Origin of the sequence: Pantoea eucrina (assembly GCF_001691555.1) — a bacterium.
GTDB classification, from domain to species: Bacteria; Pseudomonadota; Gammaproteobacteria; order Enterobacterales; family Enterobacteriaceae; genus Pantoea; species Pantoea borealis.
In genome coordinates this window covers 2,029,785-2,049,651 of record NZ_MAYN01000008.1, presented here as the reverse complement: position 1 = coordinate 2,049,651, position 19,867 = coordinate 2,029,785, and the positions used below count along the sequence as shown (strand labels likewise).

The 19,867-nt window shown below is 57.7% G+C and carries 21 protein-coding genes; 12 read left to right on the top strand and 9 right to left on the bottom strand.

What is annotated here, in order from left to right:
• Positions 1-55 precede the first annotated feature (55 nt).
• On the top strand, positions 56-1,411 hold the full coding sequence (gene proY / locus BBA90_RS15825) for a proline-specific permease ProY (RefSeq protein WP_065649975.1): 1,356 nt from the start codon (positions 56-58) through the stop codon (positions 1,409-1,411).
• 288 nt (positions 1,412-1,699) lie between these two features.
• Here the strand turns inward: proY and BBA90_RS15820 are convergent, their stop codons facing one another.
• The 3 genes from BBA90_RS15820 to BBA90_RS15810 all read right to left on the bottom strand — a co-directional run bounded on the left by BBA90_RS15820 (position 1,700) and on the right by BBA90_RS15810 (position 4,476).
• Complete coding sequence (locus BBA90_RS15820) at positions 1,700-2,929, bottom strand: histidine-type phosphatase (protein ID WP_065649974.1); 1,230 nt, start codon at positions 2,927-2,929, stop codon at positions 1,700-1,702.
• Positions 2,926-3,732: an inositol monophosphatase family protein gene (locus tag BBA90_RS15815; protein WP_065649973.1), complete on the bottom strand. Its 807-nt coding sequence runs from the start codon at positions 3,730-3,732 to the stop codon at positions 2,926-2,928. Before BBA90_RS15815 ends, BBA90_RS15820 begins: the two co-directional genes overlap by 4 nt.
• Positions 3,733-3,894: 162 nt before the next feature.
• On the bottom strand, positions 3,895-4,476 hold the full coding sequence (locus tag BBA90_RS15810; RefSeq protein ID WP_065649972.1) for an ACP phosphodiesterase: 582 nt from the start codon (positions 4,474-4,476) through the stop codon (positions 3,895-3,897).
• Between the two features lie 102 nt (positions 4,477-4,578).
• Between BBA90_RS15810 and queA the strand changes: the two genes are divergently transcribed.
• The 5 genes from queA to secF all read left to right on the top strand — a co-directional run bounded on the left by queA (position 4,579) and on the right by secF (position 10,063).
• Complete coding sequence (queA, locus tag BBA90_RS15805; RefSeq protein ID WP_065649971.1) at positions 4,579-5,658, top strand: tRNA preQ1(34) S-adenosylmethionine ribosyltransferase-isomerase QueA; 1,080 nt, start codon at positions 4,579-4,581, stop codon at positions 5,656-5,658.
• A 71-nt stretch (positions 5,659-5,729) separates the two neighbouring features.
• Positions 5,730-6,854: a tRNA guanosine(34) transglycosylase Tgt gene (gene tgt / locus BBA90_RS15800; protein WP_039385736.1), complete on the top strand. Its 1,125-nt coding sequence runs from the start codon at positions 5,730-5,732 to the stop codon at positions 6,852-6,854.
• A gap of 25 nt (positions 6,855-6,879) precedes the next feature.
• A complete protein-coding gene (gene yajC / locus BBA90_RS15795; RefSeq protein ID WP_039382958.1) occupies positions 6,880-7,212 on the top strand; it encodes a preprotein translocase subunit YajC in 333 nt (110 codons plus the stop codon).
• A 24-nt stretch (positions 7,213-7,236) separates the two neighbouring features.
• Positions 7,237-9,084, top strand: a complete 1,848-nt coding sequence (gene secD / locus BBA90_RS15790) for a protein translocase subunit SecD (RefSeq protein ID WP_075050751.1) — start codon at positions 7,237-7,239, stop codon at positions 9,082-9,084.
• Positions 9,085-9,094: 10 nt separating this feature from the next.
• Positions 9,095-10,063 (top strand): protein translocase subunit SecF, encoded by a 969-nt coding sequence (gene secF / locus BBA90_RS15785; protein ID WP_065649969.1) that lies wholly within the window; start codon positions 9,095-9,097, stop codon positions 10,061-10,063.
• Between the two features lie 49 nt (positions 10,064-10,112).
• Here secF and BBA90_RS15780 read toward each other — a convergent pair whose 3' ends face one another.
• Entirely contained in the window at positions 10,113-10,661 is a 549-nt protein-coding gene (locus tag BBA90_RS15780; RefSeq protein ID WP_065649968.1) for a DUF3251 domain-containing protein, read from the bottom strand.
• A gap of 15 nt (positions 10,662-10,676) precedes the next feature.
• Positions 10,677-11,114 (bottom strand): peptidoglycan-binding protein LysM, encoded by a 438-nt coding sequence (lysM, locus tag BBA90_RS15775; protein ID WP_065649967.1) that lies wholly within the window; start codon positions 11,112-11,114, stop codon positions 10,677-10,679.
• Positions 11,115-11,286: 172 nt separating this feature from the next.
• Between lysM and nrdR the strand changes: the two genes are divergently transcribed.
• From nrdR to pgpA, 6 genes are all read left to right on the top strand, one after another.
• Positions 11,287-11,736 carry a transcriptional regulator NrdR gene (nrdR, locus tag BBA90_RS15770; protein WP_039382963.1) on the top strand — a complete coding sequence of 150 codons (450 nt, stop codon included), beginning with the start codon at positions 11,287-11,289 and terminating at the stop codon, positions 11,734-11,736.
• Between the two features lie 3 nt (positions 11,737-11,739).
• Entirely contained in the window at positions 11,740-12,843 is a 1,104-nt protein-coding gene (ribD, locus tag BBA90_RS15765; RefSeq protein WP_065649966.1) for a bifunctional diaminohydroxyphosphoribosylaminopyrimidine deaminase/5-amino-6-(5-phosphoribosylamino)uracil reductase RibD, read from the top strand.
• A gap of 94 nt (positions 12,844-12,937) precedes the next feature.
• Positions 12,938-13,408, top strand: a complete 471-nt coding sequence (gene ribH / locus BBA90_RS15760; protein ID WP_039382965.1) for a 6,7-dimethyl-8-ribityllumazine synthase — start codon at positions 12,938-12,940, stop codon at positions 13,406-13,408.
• A 19-nt stretch (positions 13,409-13,427) separates the two neighbouring features.
• Complete coding sequence (nusB, locus tag BBA90_RS15755; RefSeq protein ID WP_065649965.1) at positions 13,428-13,847, top strand: transcription antitermination factor NusB; 420 nt, start codon at positions 13,428-13,430, stop codon at positions 13,845-13,847.
• A gap of 45 nt (positions 13,848-13,892) precedes the next feature.
• Positions 13,893-14,870: a thiamine-phosphate kinase gene (thiL, locus tag BBA90_RS15750; protein WP_065649964.1), complete on the top strand. Its 978-nt coding sequence runs from the start codon at positions 13,893-13,895 to the stop codon at positions 14,868-14,870.
• The gene (gene pgpA / locus BBA90_RS15745; protein WP_065649963.1) at positions 14,857-15,348 is read left to right on the top strand and encodes a phosphatidylglycerophosphatase A; all 492 of its coding nucleotides are present in this window, start codon (positions 14,857-14,859) and stop codon (positions 15,346-15,348) included. Before thiL ends, pgpA begins: the two co-directional genes overlap by 14 nt.
• 373 nt (positions 15,349-15,721) lie before the next feature.
• Here pgpA and BBA90_RS15740 read toward each other — a convergent pair whose 3' ends face one another.
• The 4 genes from BBA90_RS15740 to xseB all read right to left on the bottom strand — a co-directional run bounded on the left by BBA90_RS15740 (position 15,722) and on the right by xseB (position 19,791).
• The gene (locus BBA90_RS15740; RefSeq protein ID WP_065649962.1) at positions 15,722-16,696 is read right to left on the bottom strand and encodes an aldo/keto reductase; all 975 of its coding nucleotides are present in this window, start codon (positions 16,694-16,696) and stop codon (positions 15,722-15,724) included.
• Positions 16,697-16,764: 68 nt separating this feature from the next.
• Complete coding sequence (dxs, locus tag BBA90_RS15735) at positions 16,765-18,630, bottom strand: 1-deoxy-D-xylulose-5-phosphate synthase (RefSeq protein ID WP_065649961.1); 1,866 nt, start codon at positions 18,628-18,630, stop codon at positions 16,765-16,767.
• A 19-nt stretch (positions 18,631-18,649) separates the two neighbouring features.
• Positions 18,650-19,549, bottom strand: coding sequence for a (2E,6E)-farnesyl diphosphate synthase (ispA, locus tag BBA90_RS15730; protein WP_065649960.1), 900 nt, complete (start codon positions 19,547-19,549; stop codon positions 18,650-18,652).
• Entirely contained in the window at positions 19,549-19,791 is a 243-nt protein-coding gene (xseB, locus tag BBA90_RS15725; protein ID WP_039382972.1) for an exodeoxyribonuclease VII small subunit, read from the bottom strand. The genes ispA and xseB overlap by 1 nt, the downstream gene beginning before the upstream one ends.
• Positions 19,792-19,867 lie beyond the last annotated feature (76 nt).

Genomic DNA, 19,867 nt, shown 5'->3' with positions numbered 1-19,867 from the left:
CACTCCGACCACGGGCTTGCCCGTGGTTTTTTCATTTTCACAGGACCTGTTTGTTATGCAAGAAACCAACACGCTCAAACGCGGACTGAGCACGCGCCATATTCGCTTTATGGCGCTGGGATCGGCAATCGGCACCGGGCTGTTTTACGGCTCGGCGGATGCTATCAGGATGGCGGGCCCCAGCGTTTTGCTGGCCTATATTATCGGCGGCGCAGTGGCCTATATCATTATGCGTGCGCTGGGAGAGATGTCGGTTAACAACCCGCAATCCAGCTCCTTTTCCCGCTATGCGCAGGATTATCTCGGTCCGCTGGCGGGCTACATCACCGGCTGGACCTACTGCTTTGAGATCCTGATTGTGGCGATTGCGGACGTCACTGCCTTTGGCATTTATATGGGTGTCTGGTTTCCGGAGGTGCCGCACTGGATCTGGGTGCTGTCAGTGGTGCTGATTATTGGTGCCATCAACCTGATGAGCGTGAAGGTATTTGGCGAGGTAGAGTTCTGGTTCTCCTTCTTCAAGGTCGCCACCATTATCATCATGATTGTGGCGGGTTTTGGCATGATTTTCTGGGGCATCGGCAACGGCGGCCAGCCAACCGGGATCCATAATCTCTGGAGCAACGGCGGTTTCTTCGCCCACGGTATTGTGGGTATGCTGCTCTCTCTGCAGATGGTGATGTTTGCCTATGGGGGCATAGAGATCATCGGTATTACTGCCGGTGAAGCGGATGAGCCCGCCAAATCCATTCCGCGCGCGATCAATTCAGTGCCGCTGCGTATCCTGGTGTTTTATGTCGGCACGCTGTTTGTCATCATGTCCATCTACCCCTGGAATCAGGTGGGTACCGAGGGCAGCCCGTTTGTGCTGACGTTCCAGCATCTGGGGATTGCTGCGGCGGCGTCAATTCTTAACTTTGTCGTGCTGACCGCTTCGCTGTCTGCCATCAACAGCGATGTGTTTGGTGTGGGACGTATGCTGCACGGTATGGCGCAGCAGGGTCACGCGCCTAAAGTGTTTCAGAAAGTCTCTTCGCGCGGTATCCCGTGGGTCACGGTGGTGGTGATGATGTTCGCGATGCTCATCGCCGTTTATCTTAACTATCTGATGCCGGAAAAAGTCTTTTTGGTGATCGCCTCGCTGGCGACCTTTGCCACGGTGTGGGTGTGGATCATGATCCTGCTGTCGCAGATTGCATTCCGGCGCAAAATTGGTAAGGCGCAGGCGGCACAGCTGCAGTTTGCCGTGCCAGGCGGCAGTGCCACGACCTGGGCAGGCGTGCTGTTTCTTGCCTTTATCATTGCGCTGATTGGCTACTTCCCGGATACGCGAATTTCACTCTATGTGGGCTTTGCATGGATTGTGCTGCTGCTGCTGGCGTGGCCGCTGGTAAAAAGACAGAAACGCTGAGCGTTACGCTGAGCTGAAAAGAAAAGAGTCGCCCTGTGTGGCGACTTTTTTTATGGAAAAAAAGTATTCGGCGCATCCTGTCGCCGAAAAATAGAACAAAAACGGAAAAATAGGTCAAAACTAAGGGATGATTGACGCCCTCAGAATACCCTAATTTTCATAGTGTTACGTCAATGCAGGCAAATATAGAATTATCGCAATTCAGCGACAAAAACGCTTCAGCAGAATTAAAAGGCAGGTAAAAAATTAATAAGCCCCCATGGCGGGCTGAACAAAGGTGCAACTGGCTCAGGGTGCCCACGTGACGGGGGCGAGGGCGCTGCTGTCAACTCCCTGTCTGAGCTGAGCCAGCGTTGATTGATAAGGACAGAGCGTGCCGACGGCGCTGTTGTGACAATCTGGCTGATGCCACTCTGCCTGCAGTAAAGGATGCAGCCGATCTACCGGCGTGAGCTGGCGCAGCGCATCCAGACTCTGAGCCTGAAAGTAAATACGCAGCTGGCGGCTGTTATCGCGCGTATCGCGCCAGCGCTCAAACACCAGGCTGCTGCCTGGCGGAATATTCCCGCGTGCGTAGCCCGGCAGCTGCCAGCTGAAATGCATCAGGGTGCGTACCATGGCGATATTAGTGTCATGGGCCACCAGCAGCAGCCAGCGGGTATCGGGCGAACCGGGCCGATCTTCCAGCGCCGCGATCGCCGCATCCAGCAATAGAGAACCGCGTTTTTGTGCCAGATAGGGGACATCGTTACTCAGATCGTAATTGGCAGTGAGCAGCGGCAGCAGTGCCGTAATATGCTGTGCTGAAGTCAGGCGACCCTGCGCCAGTGCCTCTGGCGGCAGGTTTTCACTCCAGCCCAGCCGCAGCGTTTCCACCATGCTTGCCATCACGCTTAATCCCTGAACATAGCTGTGGCCGTTTCGGGTCTGCTTTAGCTGCCATGGACGCGAAAAAAAGCGGCATTCGCCATCGCAGACCGCCGCATTCAGCTGCCGGATCACCGGCTGCAGCCGCTGCTGCAGTGCAGCAAGATCGCCGGCTCGTTCGGCGATAGCCGCCTGCTCGCGGGCAGCATCGGTCCGGGCAAATGGAAACGTTTCGCTCTGAAACAGAGGATCCGGCGCATCGGCGACAGCGTGCACCGGCACACCACAGCCGGGAAACGCACCGTCGGTCAGCGCCTGGGCCGTAGCCCGCGTGCGCTGCAGCGGACTGGCGCGCACGTAGATTTGCCGGCTGTCAGGGCAGCCTGCACGAAGCAGACCCGCCTGACGGTAATAGTCACCCTGCCAGCGCCCTTTATTCACTACCGCGCTGTAGCCGTGACCGGTAAGTTCGCCATCTGGCGTGCTCCAGCGCGGCCAGGGACGCTGCGTGGCCGCTTCAATTTCTGCCCGGTTAGCTGCGGTCGGAGGACGCACGCCGTGCCGGCTGATCTCCACGACCTTTTCCAGCTGCCAGGGATCGGCTGCGGTGGCCAGCAGCGGCAGCAGCAGCAATAGCAGCAGCGATTTCACGTCAGCGGCTCCGCCAGCAGCGCATTGATCTGCGGCCAGAGCGTGGCGTTAGCCAGCAGTACCGGATTGCCCTGCGTCAGGCCGTTATTGTGTTCATAGCAGTTAGTCTCTCCGCCCGCTTCCCGCATCAGCACAATGCCGGGCAGGCCATCCCACGGCTGCATGCGCGCTTCATAGTAGCCGGTCAGCCGGCCAGCGGCCGCCCACGCGCTCATCAGTACGCCGGAACCGTTGCGGATAAACATGCCGCCCTGCTGCAGCAGCGCGCTGATAAAGTCGAGCAGCGGAGCCGCAGGCTGACTGGTTGAACAGCCCAGGCCAAACACGCCCTGGCTCAGCTGCCCGGCGCTGTGTGCCTGGATCCGCTGCTCGTTCATCCAGGCGCCTTTGCCCCGGCAGGCGTGAAAAGTCTCCTGATGATTAGGATCGCATACCACACTAATGACGGGTTCGCCCTCACACACAATCGCCAGCGCTACACACCAGTTGTGCAGCCCGCTGAGAAAGTTGCTGGTGCCATCAATCGGATCGACTACCCAGATAAAGCGTGCCTCTCCGGCGTCTCCGCCGCTCTCCTCGCCGATAACCGCATCTTCAGGAAAGCGTTCAAGAATAAGGTGCCTGATCAGCTCTTCAACGTTGCGGTCGGCTTCACTGACCAGATCCTGTAAATCCTTCTTATATTCTGCAACCAGCTGGTTACGCTGCTGATACCACGACATGGCGCGACTGCCGGCGGCTCTGGCGACCTCGCAGGCAAAATGATAGCGCGCCTCTAATTCAGTTAACGTAGCTGATGACATGTTTCCCTCTTATCATTTTCTGGCTGGTGTAGTAACCAGACGTGCCTGAACAGGCGGAATGGTGGTGTAGCCGGGTCTGGTAAAGTTAAGAAAGGCTTCATTAAGCCGCAGATATATGCGGCTGGCAAGAGGGGAAAAGCGGTATTGGCGCGGATAGTGGATTCAGAGGCGCTGCGCGCGTGCATCCGCCATCAGACGCGGATAGAAAGCAAAAAACAGCGCTTCCAGCGCATCATAGTGGTCAACAAAATCCTGATAGGAGTCGCGCAGTGCCGCAAGACGGGGACGCCGATGCGCCATTCCGCTCAGCACCCGCTCCAGCCGTGCCGGGTCAGCGTAGTGCTCAAACCAGCGTTCGCGCCACATCACCGCGTTCAGCTCAATAAAGCTTTCCGGCGTTCCCGCCAGCTGGGGCACGATATGCTGCTGCGCGGCCGCACTAAATGCGGCCAGGGAGATGTCGGGCTGAAACTGCTCCCAGTGGCGCGCAAGAAAATGATCCCAGATAACATCAAGCGTGATCGGGGCAACACGCCGCGTTTCCGGACGAAACCACTGCCGGGCGGTGCGCACTTCAGGCAGATTATCCGTCAGCACGTCGATACGGCGGTGCAGGGCGATCCCCGCAGCGACCGGTGCCGGCCACTGCGCCTGAACGTTGCCGCGCACAAAGTCAGCCAGCAGGTTGCCCAGCAGTGAGCTGTCTGCCAGCGTGGCAAGATGAAGGTGAGCAAGAAAATTCATGCGCTATTATAGGCAGAATCGCGTCTCTGCAGCCAGTTGTTCAGAATTTCCCACTTTTCCGCTAAACTATGCCGCCTGTTTTTGAGTCCGGAAAAGTTATACATGCGTGTCGCCGATTTTAGCTTTGAGTTGCCCGAATCCCTGATTGCCCACTATCCCCAGGCGCAGCGCAGCGGATGCCGTCTGCTGTCGCTGGATGGCCCGAGCGGTGCCCTGACGCACGGTGTCTTTACCGATGTGCTGGAAAAGCTCAATCCCGGCGATCTGCTGGTGTTCAATAATACGCGCGTGATCCCGGCGCGCGTTTATGGACGTAAAGCCAGCGGCGGCCGGATTGAAATGCTGGTAGAGCGTATGCTGGATGACAAGCGGGTGCTGGCGCACGTGCGCGCTTCAAAGGCGCCAAAGCCGGGCGCTGAGCTGCTGCTGGGCGATGATGAGAGCGTAAAAGCGACCATGGTAGCGCGGCATGATACGCTGTTTGAGATCGCGTTTAGCGATGAACGCGCGGTGCTTGATATCCTCAACAGCGTAGGCCATATGCCGCTGCCGCCCTATATCGATCGCCCGGATGAAGAGGCCGATCGTGAGCTTTACCAGACGGTATACAGCGCACGTCCCGGTGCGGTGGCTGCGCCGACCGCAGGCCTGCACTTCGATGAACCGCTGCTGGAGGCGCTGAAAGCCAAAGGGGTGGAGATGGCCTTTGTGACGCTGCACGTCGGGGCAGGGACCTTCCAGCCGGTGCGCGTTGAGAATATCAATGACCACATCATGCACTCGGAATATGCAGAGGTGCCGCAGGATGTGGTTGACGCGGTGCTGGCCTGCAAAGCACGCGGTAATAAAGTTGTGGCGGTGGGAACCACCTCGGTGCGTTCGCTGGAGAGTGCCGCACAGGCGAGTCAGGATGCGCCGCTGGCGCCTTTCTTTGATGACACGCAGATCTTTATCTATCCCGGCTATCGCTATCAGATTATCGATGCGCTCATTACCAACTTCCATCTGCCGGAATCGACGCTGATTATGCTGGTTTCTGCGTTTGCCGGGTATAAAAACACCATGGCGGCGTACCAGAGCGCGGTTGCCGAACAGTACCGTTTCTTTAGCTACGGGGATGCGATGTACATCACCCGTAATCCGCACGCTCCTGACGAACCTGTCGGAAGCACACACCCTTAATGTCCCGGTGCCGCCTGCGGGTGGCGCGGGTTCAGTCGGGTAAATCAGACTGTTTCTCTGATGAGGTTAATGTGAAATTTGAATTAGATACAACAGACGGACGCGCGCGTCGTGGTCGTCTGGTTTTCGATCGTGGCGTTGTCGAAACCCCGGCATTTATGCCTGTGGGCACGTACGGCACCGTTAAAGGCATGACGCCGGAAGAGGTGAAAGAGACCGGCGCGCAGATCCTGCTGGGCAACACCTTCCACCTCTGGCTGCGTCCGGGTCAGGAGATCATGAAGCTGCATGGCGATCTGCATGACTTTATGAACTGGCAGGGGCCGATTCTTACCGACTCGGGCGGTTTCCAGGTATTCAGCCTGGGTGATATCCGTAAGATCACGGAAGCGGGCGTGCATTTCCGCAACCCGATCAACGGCGATCCGATCTTCCTCGATCCGGAGAAATCAATGGAGATCCAGTACGATCTCGGCTCCGATATCGTGATGATTTTCGATGAGTGCACGCCATATCCGGCTGACTGGGATTACGCGAAACGCTCAATGGAAATGTCGCTGCGCTGGGCGCAGCGCAGCCGCGATCGCTTTGATTCGCTCGGCAATAAAAATGCGCTGTTCGGGATTATCCAGGGCGGTGTTTACGAAGATTTACGAGATGTCTCCGTCAAAGGTCTGGTAGAGATTGGCTTTGATGGGTACGCTGTGGGCGGCCTCGCGGTGGGCGAGCCGAAAGAGGATATGCACCGTATTCTGGAACATGTCTGCCCGCAAATTCCGCAGGATAAACCGCGCTACCTGATGGGCGTCGGGAAACCGGAAGATCTGGTGGAAGGCGTACGTCGCGGTATCGATATGTTTGACTGCGTTATGCCTACCCGCAACGCGCGCAACGGTCATCTGTTTGTTACCGACGGCGTGGTGAAAATCCGCAACGCGAAGTATAAAGATGACACCGCACCGCTGGATGCAGAGTGTGATTGTTACACCTGTCGCAATTACAGCCGCGCCTACTTGCATCATCTTGATCGCTGTAACGAAATACTGGGCGCACGCCTGAATACGATTCACAATCTGCGCTACTACCAGCGTCTGATGGCGGGTTTACGCCAGGCCATCGAAGAGGGTAAATTAGAGCACTTTGTTAGCGAGTTCTACCTACGGACGGGCAAAGCGGTTCCACCGTTAAACGTCTGATTATTCTATCAATGAGGGAAATTAAATGAGCTTTTTCATTTCTGACGCCGTCGCAGCAGCGGGCGCTCCGTCACAGGGAAGTCCGTATTCTCTGGTGATCATGCTGGTGGTTTTTGGTCTGATTTTCTACTTCATGATCCTGCGTCCGCAGCAGAAGCGCGCTAAAGATCATAAGAAGCTGATGGACTCTATCTCGAAAGGAGATGAAGTGCTGACCAACGGCGGCCTGGTGGGTCGTGTCACTAAAGTTGCTGATACCGGTTATATCGCTATCGCCCTGAACGACACCACTGAAGTAGTAATCAAACGTGATTTCGTGGCCGCCGTCCTGCCGAAAGGGTCGATGAAGGCGCTGTAATTTTATCTCCCGAAGGGAACTGCCGTGTTAAACCGTTATCCTTTGTGGAAGTACATCATGCTGGTCGCCGTTATTCTCATCGGCCTGCTGTATGCGCTTCCTAACCTTTATGGTGAGGATCCGGCCGTTCAGATCACTGGTGCGCGCGGAAGCGCCGCCAGTGAGCAGACGTTGGATCAGATCCAGAACGTACTCAAACAAGACAACATTCAGAGCAAATCCCTCGCACTGGAAAATGGCGCTATTCTGGCGCGTTTCGATAACACCGATGTGCAGCTGCGCGCGCGCGAAGCGCTCACGACTGCGCTGGGTGACGATTTTGTGGTAGCCCTCAACCTTGCGCCGGCCACGCCGCGCTGGCTCACTCTGCTGGCGGCGGAACCGATGAAGCTCGGTCTCGACCTGCGGGGCGGGGTGCACTTCCTGATGGAAGTGGATATGGATACCGCGCTGGGCAAGCTGCAGGAGCAGAATGCAGACGGCCTGCGCAGCGATCTGCGTGAAAAAAATATCCCTTACACTAACGTTAACAAACTCGCTAACTACGGTGTGGAAGTCCGTTTCCGCGACGGCAAAAGCCGCGATGACGCGATCAGCTACTTAACGCCACGCCACCGCGATATGGTATTCACCAGCGCGGGCAGCGATGCAATGCGCGCGATGATGACCGATGCGCGCCTGAGTGAAGCGCGGGAATACGCAGTGCAGCAGAATATTACTATCCTGCGTAACCGCGTTAACCAGCTGGGCGTTGCCGAACCGCTGGTGCAGCGTCAGGGTGCCGATCGCATTGTGGTTGAGCTGCCAGGTATCCAGGATACCGCGCGTGCGAAAGAGATTCTGGGTGCCACCGCGACGCTGGAGTTCCGTCTGGTTAACACCAGCGTGGATCCGGGTGCTGCGGCGAATGGACGCGTGCCGGGTGACTCAGAAGTGAAGAAAACGCGTGAAGGGCAGCCGGTTGTGCTCTATAAGCGTGTCATTCTCACTGGCGACCACATCACTGATTCCACGTCCAGCATGGATGAGTACAACCAGCCGCAGGTGAATATTTCACTGGATGGCGCGGGCGGTAACATCATGTCGAACTTCACCAAGGACAATATCGGCAAGCCGATGGCGACCCTGTTTGTGGAGTACAAGGACAGCGGCAAGAAAGATGCCAACGGCAGAGCGATTCTGGCGAAACAGGAAGAAGTGATCAACGTGGCGAATATTCAGTCGCGTCTGGGTAACAGCTTCCGCATCACCGGTATCAGCAACCCGAATGAAGCGCGCCAGCTCTCGCTGCTGCTGCGTGCCGGTGCGCTGATTGCACCGATTCAGATTGTCGAAGAGCGTACTATTGGCCCGACCATGGGTCAGCAGAACATCACGCAGGGTCTGGAAGCCTGCCTGTGGGGTCTGATCGCCTCGATTATCTTTATGGTGGTGTTCTACAAAAAATTTGGTCTGATCGCGACCAGCGCGCTGCTGTGTAACCTGGTGCTGATTGTCGGCATCATGTCGCTGCTGCCGGGTGCCACGCTCACCATGCCGGGCATTGCCGGTATCGTGCTGACGCTGGCGGTTGCCGTAGATGCCAATGTGTTGATTAACGAACGTATTAAAGAAGAGCTGCGTAACGGACGTTCGGTCCAGCAGGCGATCCATGAAGGCTACAAAGGTGCCTTCTCCAGTATCGTCGACGCCAACGTTACTACGCTGATTAAAGTCATCATTCTTTATGCGGTCGGTACCGGCTCTATCAAAGGCTTTGCAATCACGACGGCTATCGGTATTGCAACCTCGATGTTTACCGCTATCGTCGGCACCCGTGCCATCGTTAACCTGGTGTACGGCGGCAAACGCATCAACAAGCTGTCTATCTGAGGAGTGCGTTGTGGCACAGGAATATAGTATTGAACAGCTGAACCACGGGCGTAAGGTCGTTGACTTTATGCGCTGGGATACGCTGGCGTTTATCATCTCGGGTCTGCTGATCGTGGCGTCCATCGCCATTATCGGCGTGCGCGGGTTCAACTGGGGACTCGATTTCACCGGCGGTACGGTGATTGAGATTAACCTGGAGAAACCTGCGGACCTGGATGCGTTGCGCGAAGGGCTGGTAAAAGCGGGCTTTGACGAGCCGCTGGTGCAGAACTTCGGCAGCAGCCGCGACGTGATGGTGCGGATGCCACCTGCGACCGGCAATGCGGGTCAGGAGCTGGGCAACAAGGTGTTGTCCTCTATCAATCAGACCACGCAGCAGAACGCGACGGTAAAACGCATTGAGTTTGTCGGGCCAAGCGTGGGCAGCGATCTGGCGCAGGCGGGGGCGATGGCGCTGCTCTCTGCGTTAATCGCTATTCTGATCTACATCGGGTTTCGCTTTGAGTGGCGTCTGGCACTGGGTACCGTGCTGGCGCTGGCGCATGACGTTATCATTACCTGCGGCCTGCTGGCGCTGTTCAGCATTGAAATCGATCTGACCATCGTTGCCTCGCTGATGTCGGTGATTGGTTACTCGCTTAACGATAAGATTGTGGTTTCTGACCGTATTCGTGAGAACTTCCGTAAGATCCGTCGCGGTTCCTCTTACGATATCACCAACGTGTCGCTGACCCAGACGCTGAGCCGTACCCTGATCACCTCTATCACCACGCTGGCGATGATCCTGATCCTGTTCATCTTTGGCGGCGCGCTGCTGAAAGGCTTCTCGCTCACGATGCTGATTGGTGTGACTATCGGTACGATCTCATCCATCTATGTCTCTTCAGCGCTGGCGCTGAAGCTGGGGATGAAGCGTGAGCACATGCTGGTGCAGAAAGTGGAAAAAGAGGGCGCCGATCAGCCTTCTATTCTGCCGTAAGCCCGGCGCTGACCGATGTAAAAAGGCCCTTCTCCGGAAGGGCCTTTTTTTATGGCGCGGCGTCTGCCGTCACCTCATGTACGCGCACATAGCCCAGCTGGCCCGGTGTCAGGCCACTCAGGCGTAGCGGCACCGTCAAAGAACTGCGCGGCATCAGGCTGGCGGGCACGCTGATACGCTGACTCAGGCTGCCAGCGGTCAGCGGCTGACCGCTGACCGGATCGCTTTCACCCCAGACTACGGTCGCACTCAGCGCCGGTACCGGCTTGTTATCAGCAGACCGGATGACCAGGCTGGCCCGGCTTCCGTTAGCCTCTGCACTTAAGTTCAGCAGTGACAGGCGCAACGTACCCAGCTGCGTCTCCAGATCTACCGGCGTCGCGGAATGCGGCACCAGCCATGCGCCCTGAGTGGACTGGCGGTTAAGCTGCCCCTGTAGTTCCAGCGCGCTGGCACGGCGGGTAAGGTGACGCATCTGCTGATTGAGCTGGCTCACCTCCTGATGCAGTTCTCTGACCTGCGGGGCAGGGGGCGGGGTACTGCAACCGCTAAGCAGCAACAGCAGCGCCAACGGAACCGGTAAGCTCCTGAGTCTCATGCTCTCTCCGGTCTCTTATTCAGGAATACGCAGTACCTGACCCGGATAGATTTTGTCCGGATGGCTCAGCATCGGTTTGTTAGCTTCAAAAATCTTGTTGTACTGATTAGGATCGCCGTAAACCTGTTTAGAGATAGCGCTCAGGGTATCGCCTTTCTTCACTGTATAGAGGTTGGCTTCACGTGCGGTGTCGCTGACGGTGACTTTATCATCGACTTTAGTGATGCCCGCAACGTTACCGGCCGCCACCAGAATCTTCTCTTTCAGCTCCTGTGAAATGCCATCGCCGCTGACGGTCACGGTATCGCCCTGTACATTGACATTGACTTTATCGCTGTCTGGCAGGCCGAGCTTGTTGATGTGATCCTGCAGCTTTTTGCTGGAGTCATCACTGCCCGTCACGGTATCCCACAGTTTCTCTCCTGCCTCTTTGACAAAGTTAAACAGACCCATAGTTCCTCCTGTGATTGTGCCGGATTGGCCTTTTAAGCGTAGTGCGTTTTTAGGGTTTGCTGGCAGAAGAGGTGATGACTGCTGAAAAAAGCGCCGGACAGGCAGCCTCTGTTTTGTTAAATGTGAGTTCGCGTTACACTGTGTGGCCCAAAATCTCGCGACAGGAAACGTCATGCATTGCCCATTCTGTTCCGCTGTGGATACCAAAGTGATCGACTCACGCCTGGTCAGTGAAGGTTCCTCGGTGCGCCGCCGCCGTCAGTGTCTGGTGTGCCATGAGCGCTTTACCACGTTTGAGATGGCGGAGCTGGTGATGCCGCGCGTGGTGAAAAGCAACGACGTGCGTGAGCCTTTTAACGAAGATAAGCTGACCAGCGGCATGATGAAAGCGCTGGAGAAGCGTCCCGTCAGTGCTGATGCGGTTGATAGCGCAGTAAATCACATCAAAACGCAGCTGCGTGCGACCGGCGAACGTGAGATTGCCAGCAAGCTGATTGGCAATCTGGTGATGGAAGAGCTAAAAAAACTGGATAAGGTCGCCTATATCCGCTTCGCCTCGGTCTACCGCAGCTTTGAAGATATCCGCGACTTCGGCGAAGAGATCGCCCGCTTACAGGACTGAATCATGACCGATGCTCGCTATATGGCGCGCGCGCTGGAACTGGCGCGACGCGGTCGCTTTACTACGATGCCGAACCCCAATGTCGGCTGCGTGATCGTGCGTGACGGCACACTGGTCGGCGAAGGCTGGCATCAGCGTGCAGGTGAACCCCATGCTGAAGTGCATGCGCTGCGCATGGCAGGGGAGCAGGCGCGCGGCGCAACGGCCTACGTCACGCTGGAGCCGTGCAGCCATCATGGCCGGACGCCACCCTGCTGCGATGCGCTGATTGCCGCTGGCGTCAGTCGCGTGGTGGTGGCCATGCAGGATCCTAATCCGCAGGTCGCCGGGCGCGGCCTCTGGCGCCTGCAGCAGGCGGGAATCGAGGTCAGTCACGGGCTGATGATGGCGGAAGCGGAAGCGCTCAATCGCGGGTTCCTCAAGCGTATGCGCACCGGTTTTCCCTGGATACAGCTCAAGCTTGGCGCGTCGCTGGATGGTCGCACAGCAATGGCGAGCGGTGAGAGCAAGTGGATCACCTCGGCGGCCGCCCGCCGGGATGTGCAGCAGTTCCGCGCACAGAGTTCCGCGATTCTCACCAGCAGCGCCACCGTGCTGGCCGACGATCCGTCACTCACGGTGCGCCCCGAGGAACTCAGCGATAGCCTCCGCCAGCAGCTGGATGCGCAGACGCTGCGGCAGCCGGTGCGGGTGGTGGTTGACAGCCAGCAGCGCGTGACGCCGCAGCACCGGTTGATTCATCAGCCGGGTGAGAGCTGGCTGATGCGCACCGCGCCCGATAACGCAGCGTGGCCGGAGAGCGTGACGCAGATTGCGGTGCCGCCGCGCGGCGAACAGCTTGATCTGGTGGCGATGATGATGCTGCTCGGACAGCGCCAGATCAACAGCGTCTGGGTCGAGGCGGGGGCGGGTCTGGCGGGCGCGCTGATTCAGGCCGGGCTGGTGGATGAGCTGATTGTTTATATGGCACCGGTGCTGCTTGGCGACGCCGGGCGCGGGCTCTGTACGCTGCCCGGGCTGGAGGCGTTGAGCGCCGCGCCGCGCCTCGATTTTCGCGATGTGCGCAAAGTGGGTGACGATCTGCGTCTTACCCTGACCCTGCGTTAAGCATGCACGGAAAAGCCTGAGCGCACGGCTAAAGAGTATGATAGAATCCGCCCCCTTCTGCGGGGGCTATAAAACACACACCCAAAGGATATGTATGAACGTTATCGAAGCTGCTGTTGCCACGCCTGATGCCAAAATTGCCATTGTAATTGCGCGTTTTAACAACTTTATCAATGACAGTCTGCTGGATGGCGCGGTCGATGCGCTGAAGCGTATCGGTCAGGTTAAAGCTGAAAACATTACCGTGGTCTGGGTACCGGGCGCCTATGAGCTGCCGCTGGCCGCGCGTGCGCTGGCGAATACCGGTAAGCACGACGCGATTGTTGCGCTGGGCACGGTGATCCGCGGTGGCACTGCCCACTTCGAATATGTGGCGGGCGAAGCGAGCTCCGGTATTGCCAACGTGGCAATGAGCTGCGAAATCCCGGTCACCTTCGGCGTTCTGACCACCGAAAATATCGAGCAGGCGATTGAACGCGCCGGCACGAAAGCGGGTAACAAAGGCGCGGAAGCCGCGCTGACCGCACTTGAAATGATCAACGTATTGAAAGCCATTAAAGCCTGATTTTTGTAAGGGGAATTTTGTGAAACCTGCTGCTCGTCGTCGCGCCCGTGAGTGCGCTGTCCAGGCGCTCTACTCCTGGCAGTTGTCTAACAACGACATTGCCGATGTGGAATACCAGTTTCTGGCGGAACAAGACGTCAAAGACGTCGATATTAGCTATTTCCGCGAACTGCTGGCCGGTGTGGCGACCAACAGCGCGTACCTGGATGGCCTGATGAAACCGTACCTGTCGCGCCAGCTTGAAGAGCTGGGTCAGGTAGAAAAAGCGATCCTGCGCCTCTCGCTCTATGAGCTGAGCAAGCGTGCGGATGTGCCGTATAAAGTCGCCATCAACGAAGGTATTGAGCTGGCAAAAGTGTTCGGCGCTGAAGACAGCCATAAGTTTGTCAACGGCGTGCTGGATAAAGCTGCTCCGCAAATACGACCAAACAGAAAGTAGTGCAGAAGGCCGGGTGACCGGCCTTTTTTCATTGAGACCTGATTTATGTCCTGTGGTGAATTTGAACTGATCGCACGCTATTTCAACCGTGTAACCAGCTCCCGTCGCGACGTGGAGAAGGGCATTGGTGATGACTGTGCGTTACTGAACGTTCCTGACAAACAGACCCTCGCTATCAGCACCGACACGCTGGTGGCGGGCGTCCATTTCTTACGCGATATCCATCCGGCCGATCTCGGCTATAAGGCGCTGGCGGTCAACCTCAGTGACTTAGCTGCGATGGGCGCCGATCCGGCATGGCTGACGCTGGCGCTGACGCTGCCTGAGGTCGATGAGACCTGGCTGGCAGGCTTCAGCGACAGCCTGTTTGAGCTGCTCGACTACTACGATATGCAGCTGATTGGTGGCGACACCACGCGCGGTCCGCTCAGCCTGACGCTGGGTATTCATGGGCTGGTGCCTGCCGGGCGCGCGCTGAAGCGCTCCGGCGCAAAGCCGGGTGACTGGATCTACGTTACCGGCACGCTGGGTGACAGCGCGGCGGGACTATCGCTGCTGCAGCATCACCATCGTCTCGACGATCCGGCGGTGCATGAGGTGCTGATCAAGCGTCATCTGCGTCCGATGCCGCGCGTGCTGCAGGGCCAGGCGCTGCGCAGTCTCGCTACGTCGGCGATCGATATCTCTGATGGTCTGATTTCCGATCTTGGTCATATTCTCACGGCCAGCCGGGTTGGCGCACGCCTGAATCTCGACGCGCTGCCGCTCTCCGCTACGCTGCGCGATCATTTTGCGCCGGAGCAGGTGCTGCGCTGGGCGCTGAGCGGCGGCGAGGATTATGAACTCTGCTTCACGGTACCTGAAGTAAACCGCGGCGCGCTGGATGTGGCGCTGGGCCGGCTTGGCGCACCTTATACCTGCATCGGACAGATTGCCCCGGAAGCCGAAGGGTTGACGCTGCTGGAGCACGGCAAGCCGCGCCGCTACAATCACAAAGGATTTGACCATTTTGACGCGCGATAAAGATGTAGCAAAAAGTCGCCTGCGGATGCGTAATCCCTGGCATCTGCTGGCAACCGGTTTTGGCAGCGGGTTAAGCCCATTTATGCCCGGCACAGTAGGCTCGGTGGCTGCCATTCCGTTCTGGTGGCTGATGACGTTTCTGCCGCTGCAGCTTTATTCGCTGGTGGTGCTGGTGGGTATCAGCGTGGGCGTTTATCTCTGTCATCGCACCGCGCGTGATATGGGCGTACACGATCACGGTAGCATTGTCTGGGACGAGTTCATCGGCATGTGGATCACGCTGATGGCCATCCCGGTGCTTAACGGCTGGTGGGTGCTGGCAGGCTTTGTTATCTTCCGGATCTTTGATATCTGGAAACCGTGGCCTATTCGCTGGTTCGATAAAAACGTACATGGCGGAATGGGCATTATGGTCGACGATATCATCGCCGGCGTGGTCTCCGCCGCCGTGCTGTACGGCGCCGGCCTGCTGCTGTAGAGGCGGCCAGGGGCGCATGAATGTGTATAACCACGGTATAGGGCTCGGCCAGGGGCGCATTAATGCGTATAACCGCGGTATATGGCTCGGCCAGAGGCGCATGAATGCGCCCCCTACAGGTGTCCCGCCGCGTAATTATTACCGCAGGGGCGGCATTTATGCCGCCCTGGTTCAGGTGCATGATTTGGCCAGGGGCGCATGAATGCGCCCCCTACAGGTATTCCGCCGCGTAATTATTACCGTAGGGGCGGCATTTATGCCGCCCTGGTTTCAGGTGCATGATTTGGCCAGGGGCGCATAAATGCGCCCCCTACGCCGGAATTACCGTAGGGGCGGCATTTATGCCGCCCTGGTTTATGCGGATATCAATTGCTTATTCATACCCCACAGCCGGATGCGGCTGATAAACCATTTCCAGCTCGGCAATATCTTCTGCGCTTAACTCAACGTCAACCGCTTTGACCAGCTCGGCAAACTGCTGTTCACGTGACGCGCCAATAATAGGTGCCGTCACGGCCGGTTTATGCAGCAGCCATGCCAGCGCGACCTGCGCGCGCGTGACCTTTTTCTCAGCGGCAATGGTAGCCAGCCGCTCCGCAATCGCGGCGTCGTTCTCTTCTGTACCGGTATAAAGCTTCTCCATTACATTATCAGAGACCGAGCGCGCGGTGGTTTCACCCCAGGGACGCGTCAGCTTGCCGCGCGCCAGTGGACTCCACGGCAGCACGGCGATACCCTCACGCTGACAAAGCGGGTGCATCTCCTTTTCCTCTTCACGCTGGATCAGATTGTACTGATCCTGCATGCTGACAAAGCGTGCCCAGCCATGCGTTTGCTGCAGCTGCAGCGCCTCAGCAAACTGAGACGCATGCATGGAAGAGGCACCGATATAGCGCGCCTTGCCCGCTTTCACCACCTCATCCAGCGCCTGCAGCGTCTCTTCAATCGGCGTTGCATAATCCCAGCGGTGGATCTGCAGCAGATCCACATGCTCCATGCCGAGTCGCATCAGGCTGTCATCGATCGACTGCAGAATATTCTGCCGCGACAGGCCCTGTGGCAGGTTGCTGAGCGGAAAATAAACTTTGGTCGCCACCACCACGTCCTCGCGCCGCGCGAAATCTTTCAGCGCGCGTCCGAGGATCTCTTCGCTGCTGCCGTCAGAATAGCTGTTGGCGGTATCGAAAAAGTTAATGCCCGCGTCCAGCGCCTGTTTGATCAGCGGACGGCTGCTCTCTTCCGGCAGCGTCCAGGCGTGGTTGCCGCGCATCGGATCGCCATAGGTCATACAGCCTAAGCAGAGTCGGGATACCTGGAGATCGGTCTGGCCTAAACGAACGGTTTTCATTGAGAGCTCCTGCTCTTATGCGTGGGAAAAGGATTCCGTAAGCATAGCAGCAGGAGCGAAGAGGAGAGTTACTGCGCGAGCCAGGCCGCGATTTGCTGCTGAATGCCAGCGGCATCCAGCTGGTAGTCGTGACGTACCTCTTCCTGAGTACCCTGCGGAATAAACTCATCCGGCAGGCCAAGGTTGAGCACCGGTACTGCCAGGCGTTTCGCCATCACAAACTCATTTACGCCGCTGCCGGCACCCCCCATGATGGCACCTTCTTCCAGCGTCACCAGCGCCTCATGGCTCTGTGCCAGCTCGCGGATCAGGGTTTCATCCAGCGGCTTCACAAAGCGCATATCCACCAGCGTAGCGTTCAGTGCCTCCGCTGCGGCCTGCGCATCCGGCAGCAGTGTGCCGAAGTTGAGGATCGCCAGTTTTTCACCCTGACGCTTTACAACCCCTTTACCCAGCGGCAGACTGGTGAGTGGCTCAAGCGTGGCACCGGTACCGGTACCGCGCGGATAGCGCACCGCGCTCGGGCCCGCCTGATAGTGATAACCGGTGTAGAGCATCAGGCGACATTCGTTCTCGTCGCTTGGTGTCATGATCACCATGCCAGGCACGCAGCGCAGATAGGCGATATCAAACGCCCCCTGATGCGTCTGACCATCCGCCCCGACAATACCGCCGCGGTCGATAGCAAACAGCACCGGCAGCTGCTGAATGGCCACATCATGGATCACCTGGTCATAAGCGCGCTGCAGGAAGGTGGAGTAAATTGCCACCACCGGCTTGTAACCGCCAATCGCCATGCCGGCAGCAAAGGTGACGGCGTGCTGTTCGGCAATCGCCACATCAAAATATTGCTGCGGATAGGCGCGTGAGTAGCTCACCATGCCCGATCCTTCACGCATCGCCGGCGTAACCGCCATCATGCGCGGATCGTCAGCGGCAATCTCGCTCAGCCAGTCGCCAAAAATTTTCGAGTAGCTCGGCAGACCGGGTACGCTTTTCGGCAGTGCGCCGCTGGCCGGGTCAAACTTCGGCACGGCATGCCAGGCGATAGGATCCTGCTCTGCAGGCGCATAGCCTTTGCCTTTTTTGGTCATGATATGCAGGAACTGCGGACCTTTAAGATCGCGCATGTTCTTCAGCGTGCTGACCAGCGTCAGGACATCGTGCCCGTCAACCGGACCGATATAGTTAAAGCCCAGCTCCTCGAACAGCGTGCCGGGTACCACCATGCCTTTCAGATGCTCTTCGGTGCGCTTCACCAGCTCTTTAATTGGCGGCAGGCCGTCCAGTACGCGCTTGCTGCCTTCGCGCAGGCGCGAATAGGTTTTACCGGAGAGGATCTGCGCCAGACGGTTATTCAGCGCGCCAACGTTTTCCGAAATCGACATCTCGTTGTCGTTGAGGATCACCAGCATGTCGGGCTTGATATCGCCCGCATGGTTCATCGCCTCAAACGCCATCCCGGCGGTAATCGCGCCGTCGCCAATGATACAGGCGGTACGACGACCTTTGCCTTCCCGCTCGGCGGCCACCGCCATGCCGAGACCGGCGCTGATGGAAGTGGAGGAGTGTCCGACGCTCAGCACGTCATATTCGCTCTCACCGCGCCACGGAAACGGATGCAGGCCGTTTTTCTGCCGGATCGTACCGATGCGATCGCGGCGTCCGGTCAGGATCTTATGCGGATAAGCCTGATGGCCTACGTCCCAGACCAGGTGGTCAAACGGGGTGTTGTAGACGTAATGCAATGCGACGGTCAGTTCGACGACGCCCAGACCCGACGCAAAGTGGCCGGATGAGCGGCTGACGCTATCCAGCAGATACTGACGCAGCTCGTCGCACAGGGCCGGAAGTTTCTCTTTCGGCAGTAAACGTAATTCCTGCACCGTGCCTGCTAACGCCAGTGTCGGGTATTTTGCAATATCAAAACTCATCAGAGACTCATTATGAAAGTTATTTATCGCGTTCAATTATGAAGCTTGCCAGCGCTTGTAATACGCTTGTGTCATAGCCCTGGCCGGCGAGGATCTCCAGCGCCCCCAGAGCTTCCTGATAGAGCGCCTGCGCTTTTGCGCGCGCGCCCTCAAGTCCTAACAGGGCCGGATAGGTACTTTTGCCCAGCGCCTGATCGGCGCCCTGCGTTTTACCCAGCACGGCGGTATCGCCGGTGACATCCAGAATGTCATCCTGCACCTGAAACGCCAGGCCAATAGCATCAGCATAGGTGTCCAGCAGCGGCAGCGCCAGGCGAGCCGGTTCCCCTGCGGCCAGGGCACCAAGACGCACGGCAAGGCGGATTAGCGCGCCGGTTTTGTGGCGATGGATCTGCTCAAGCTGCGCCAGATCGATCTGCCGGCCTTCGGCAGCTAAATCCAGCGCCTGGCCGCCGCACATGCCGGCAACGCCGCTGGCCTGTGCCAGTTCAGAGATCATTTTTACGCGCGTCGCCGCGCTGACGCCCGGCATCGGCTCATCGGCCAGAATAGAGAAAGCCAGCGTTTGCAGCGCATCGCCCGCCAGAATGGCCGTATCTTCACCGTAACGAATATGACAGGTAGGCTGTCCGCGGCGCAGCGCGTCATCGTCCATCGCCGGCAGATCGTCATGTATCAGCGAATAGGCGTGAATGCACTCTGTGGCGGCGGCAGGCGCATCAAGGCTGGCTGCGTCGGCATTAAGCATTTCACCGGTGGCATAGACCAGAAAAGGACGCAGGCGCTTGCCACCTAATAGTGCCCCATAATGCATGGCATTCACCAGCGGGGAACTCTGAAAAGGCAGTGGATCGATTAAACGTGTCAGCGCCTGATTTACGCGCTCATGATAGGTTTGCTGTAGCTGGACAAAATCCATTAGTCGTTATCCGGCGTAAAAGGGGTAAGGTCGGCCGTTTTATCATCGCTCAACAGGATCTGTACGCGCTGTTCAGCCTGCTGCAGCGTCTGCTGACCGCTACGCGCCAGCTGCACACCGCGCTCAAACTCATTCAGCGCCTCTTCAAGCGGCAGCTCGCCGCTTTCCAGCCGGCTGACAATCTGTTCCAGCTGCTGCAGGGCGGTTTCAAAACTCACAGGCGCTTCGGCTTTTTTCGGCATAATCAGTGTCGACTCACAGTTGGGGACATCTTCGTGCAATCGGTCATGGTAGCCGACGGGGAATAATAAGCAAAAT

Bases quoted from the DNA above. Each gene is read 5' to 3' on its own strand.
- proY (WP_065649975.1), top strand. From the start codon at position 56: ATGCAAGAAACCAACACGCTCAAACGCGGACTGAGCACGCGCCATATT.
- BBA90_RS15815 (WP_065649973.1), bottom strand. From the start codon at position 3,732: ATGTCATCAGCTACGTTAACTGAATTAGAGGCGCGCTATCATTTTGCC.
- BBA90_RS15810 (WP_065649972.1), bottom strand. From the start codon at position 4,476: ATGAATTTTCTTGCTCACCTTCATCTTGCCACGCTGGCAGACAGCTCA.
- queA (WP_065649971.1), top strand. From the start codon at position 4,579: ATGCGTGTCGCCGATTTTAGCTTTGAGTTGCCCGAATCCCTGATTGCC.
- yajC (WP_039382958.1), top strand. From the start codon at position 6,880: ATGAGCTTTTTCATTTCTGACGCCGTCGCAGCAGCGGGCGCTCCGTCA.
- BBA90_RS15780 (WP_065649968.1), bottom strand. From the start codon at position 10,661: ATGAGACTCAGGAGCTTACCGGTTCCGTTGGCGCTGCTGTTGCTGCTT.
- lysM (WP_065649967.1), bottom strand. From the start codon at position 11,114: ATGGGTCTGTTTAACTTTGTCAAAGAGGCAGGAGAGAAACTGTGGGAT.
- nrdR (WP_039382963.1), top strand. From the start codon at position 11,287: ATGCATTGCCCATTCTGTTCCGCTGTGGATACCAAAGTGATCGACTCA.
- ribD (WP_065649966.1), top strand. From the start codon at position 11,740: ATGACCGATGCTCGCTATATGGCGCGCGCGCTGGAACTGGCGCGACGC.
- ribH (WP_039382965.1), top strand. From the start codon at position 12,938: ATGAACGTTATCGAAGCTGCTGTTGCCACGCCTGATGCCAAAATTGCC.
- thiL (WP_065649964.1), top strand. From the start codon at position 13,893: ATGTCCTGTGGTGAATTTGAACTGATCGCACGCTATTTCAACCGTGTA.
- BBA90_RS15740 (WP_065649962.1), bottom strand. From the start codon at position 16,696: ATGAAAACCGTTCGTTTAGGCCAGACCGATCTCCAGGTATCCCGACTC.
- dxs (WP_065649961.1), bottom strand. From the start codon at position 18,630: ATGAGTTTTGATATTGCAAAATACCCGACACTGGCGTTAGCAGGCACG.
- ispA (WP_065649960.1), bottom strand. From the start codon at position 19,549: ATGGATTTTGTCCAGCTACAGCAAACCTATCATGAGCGCGTAAATCAG.
- xseB (WP_039382972.1), bottom strand. From the start codon at position 19,791: ATGCCGAAAAAAGCCGAAGCGCCTGTGAGTTTTGAAACCGCCCTGCAG.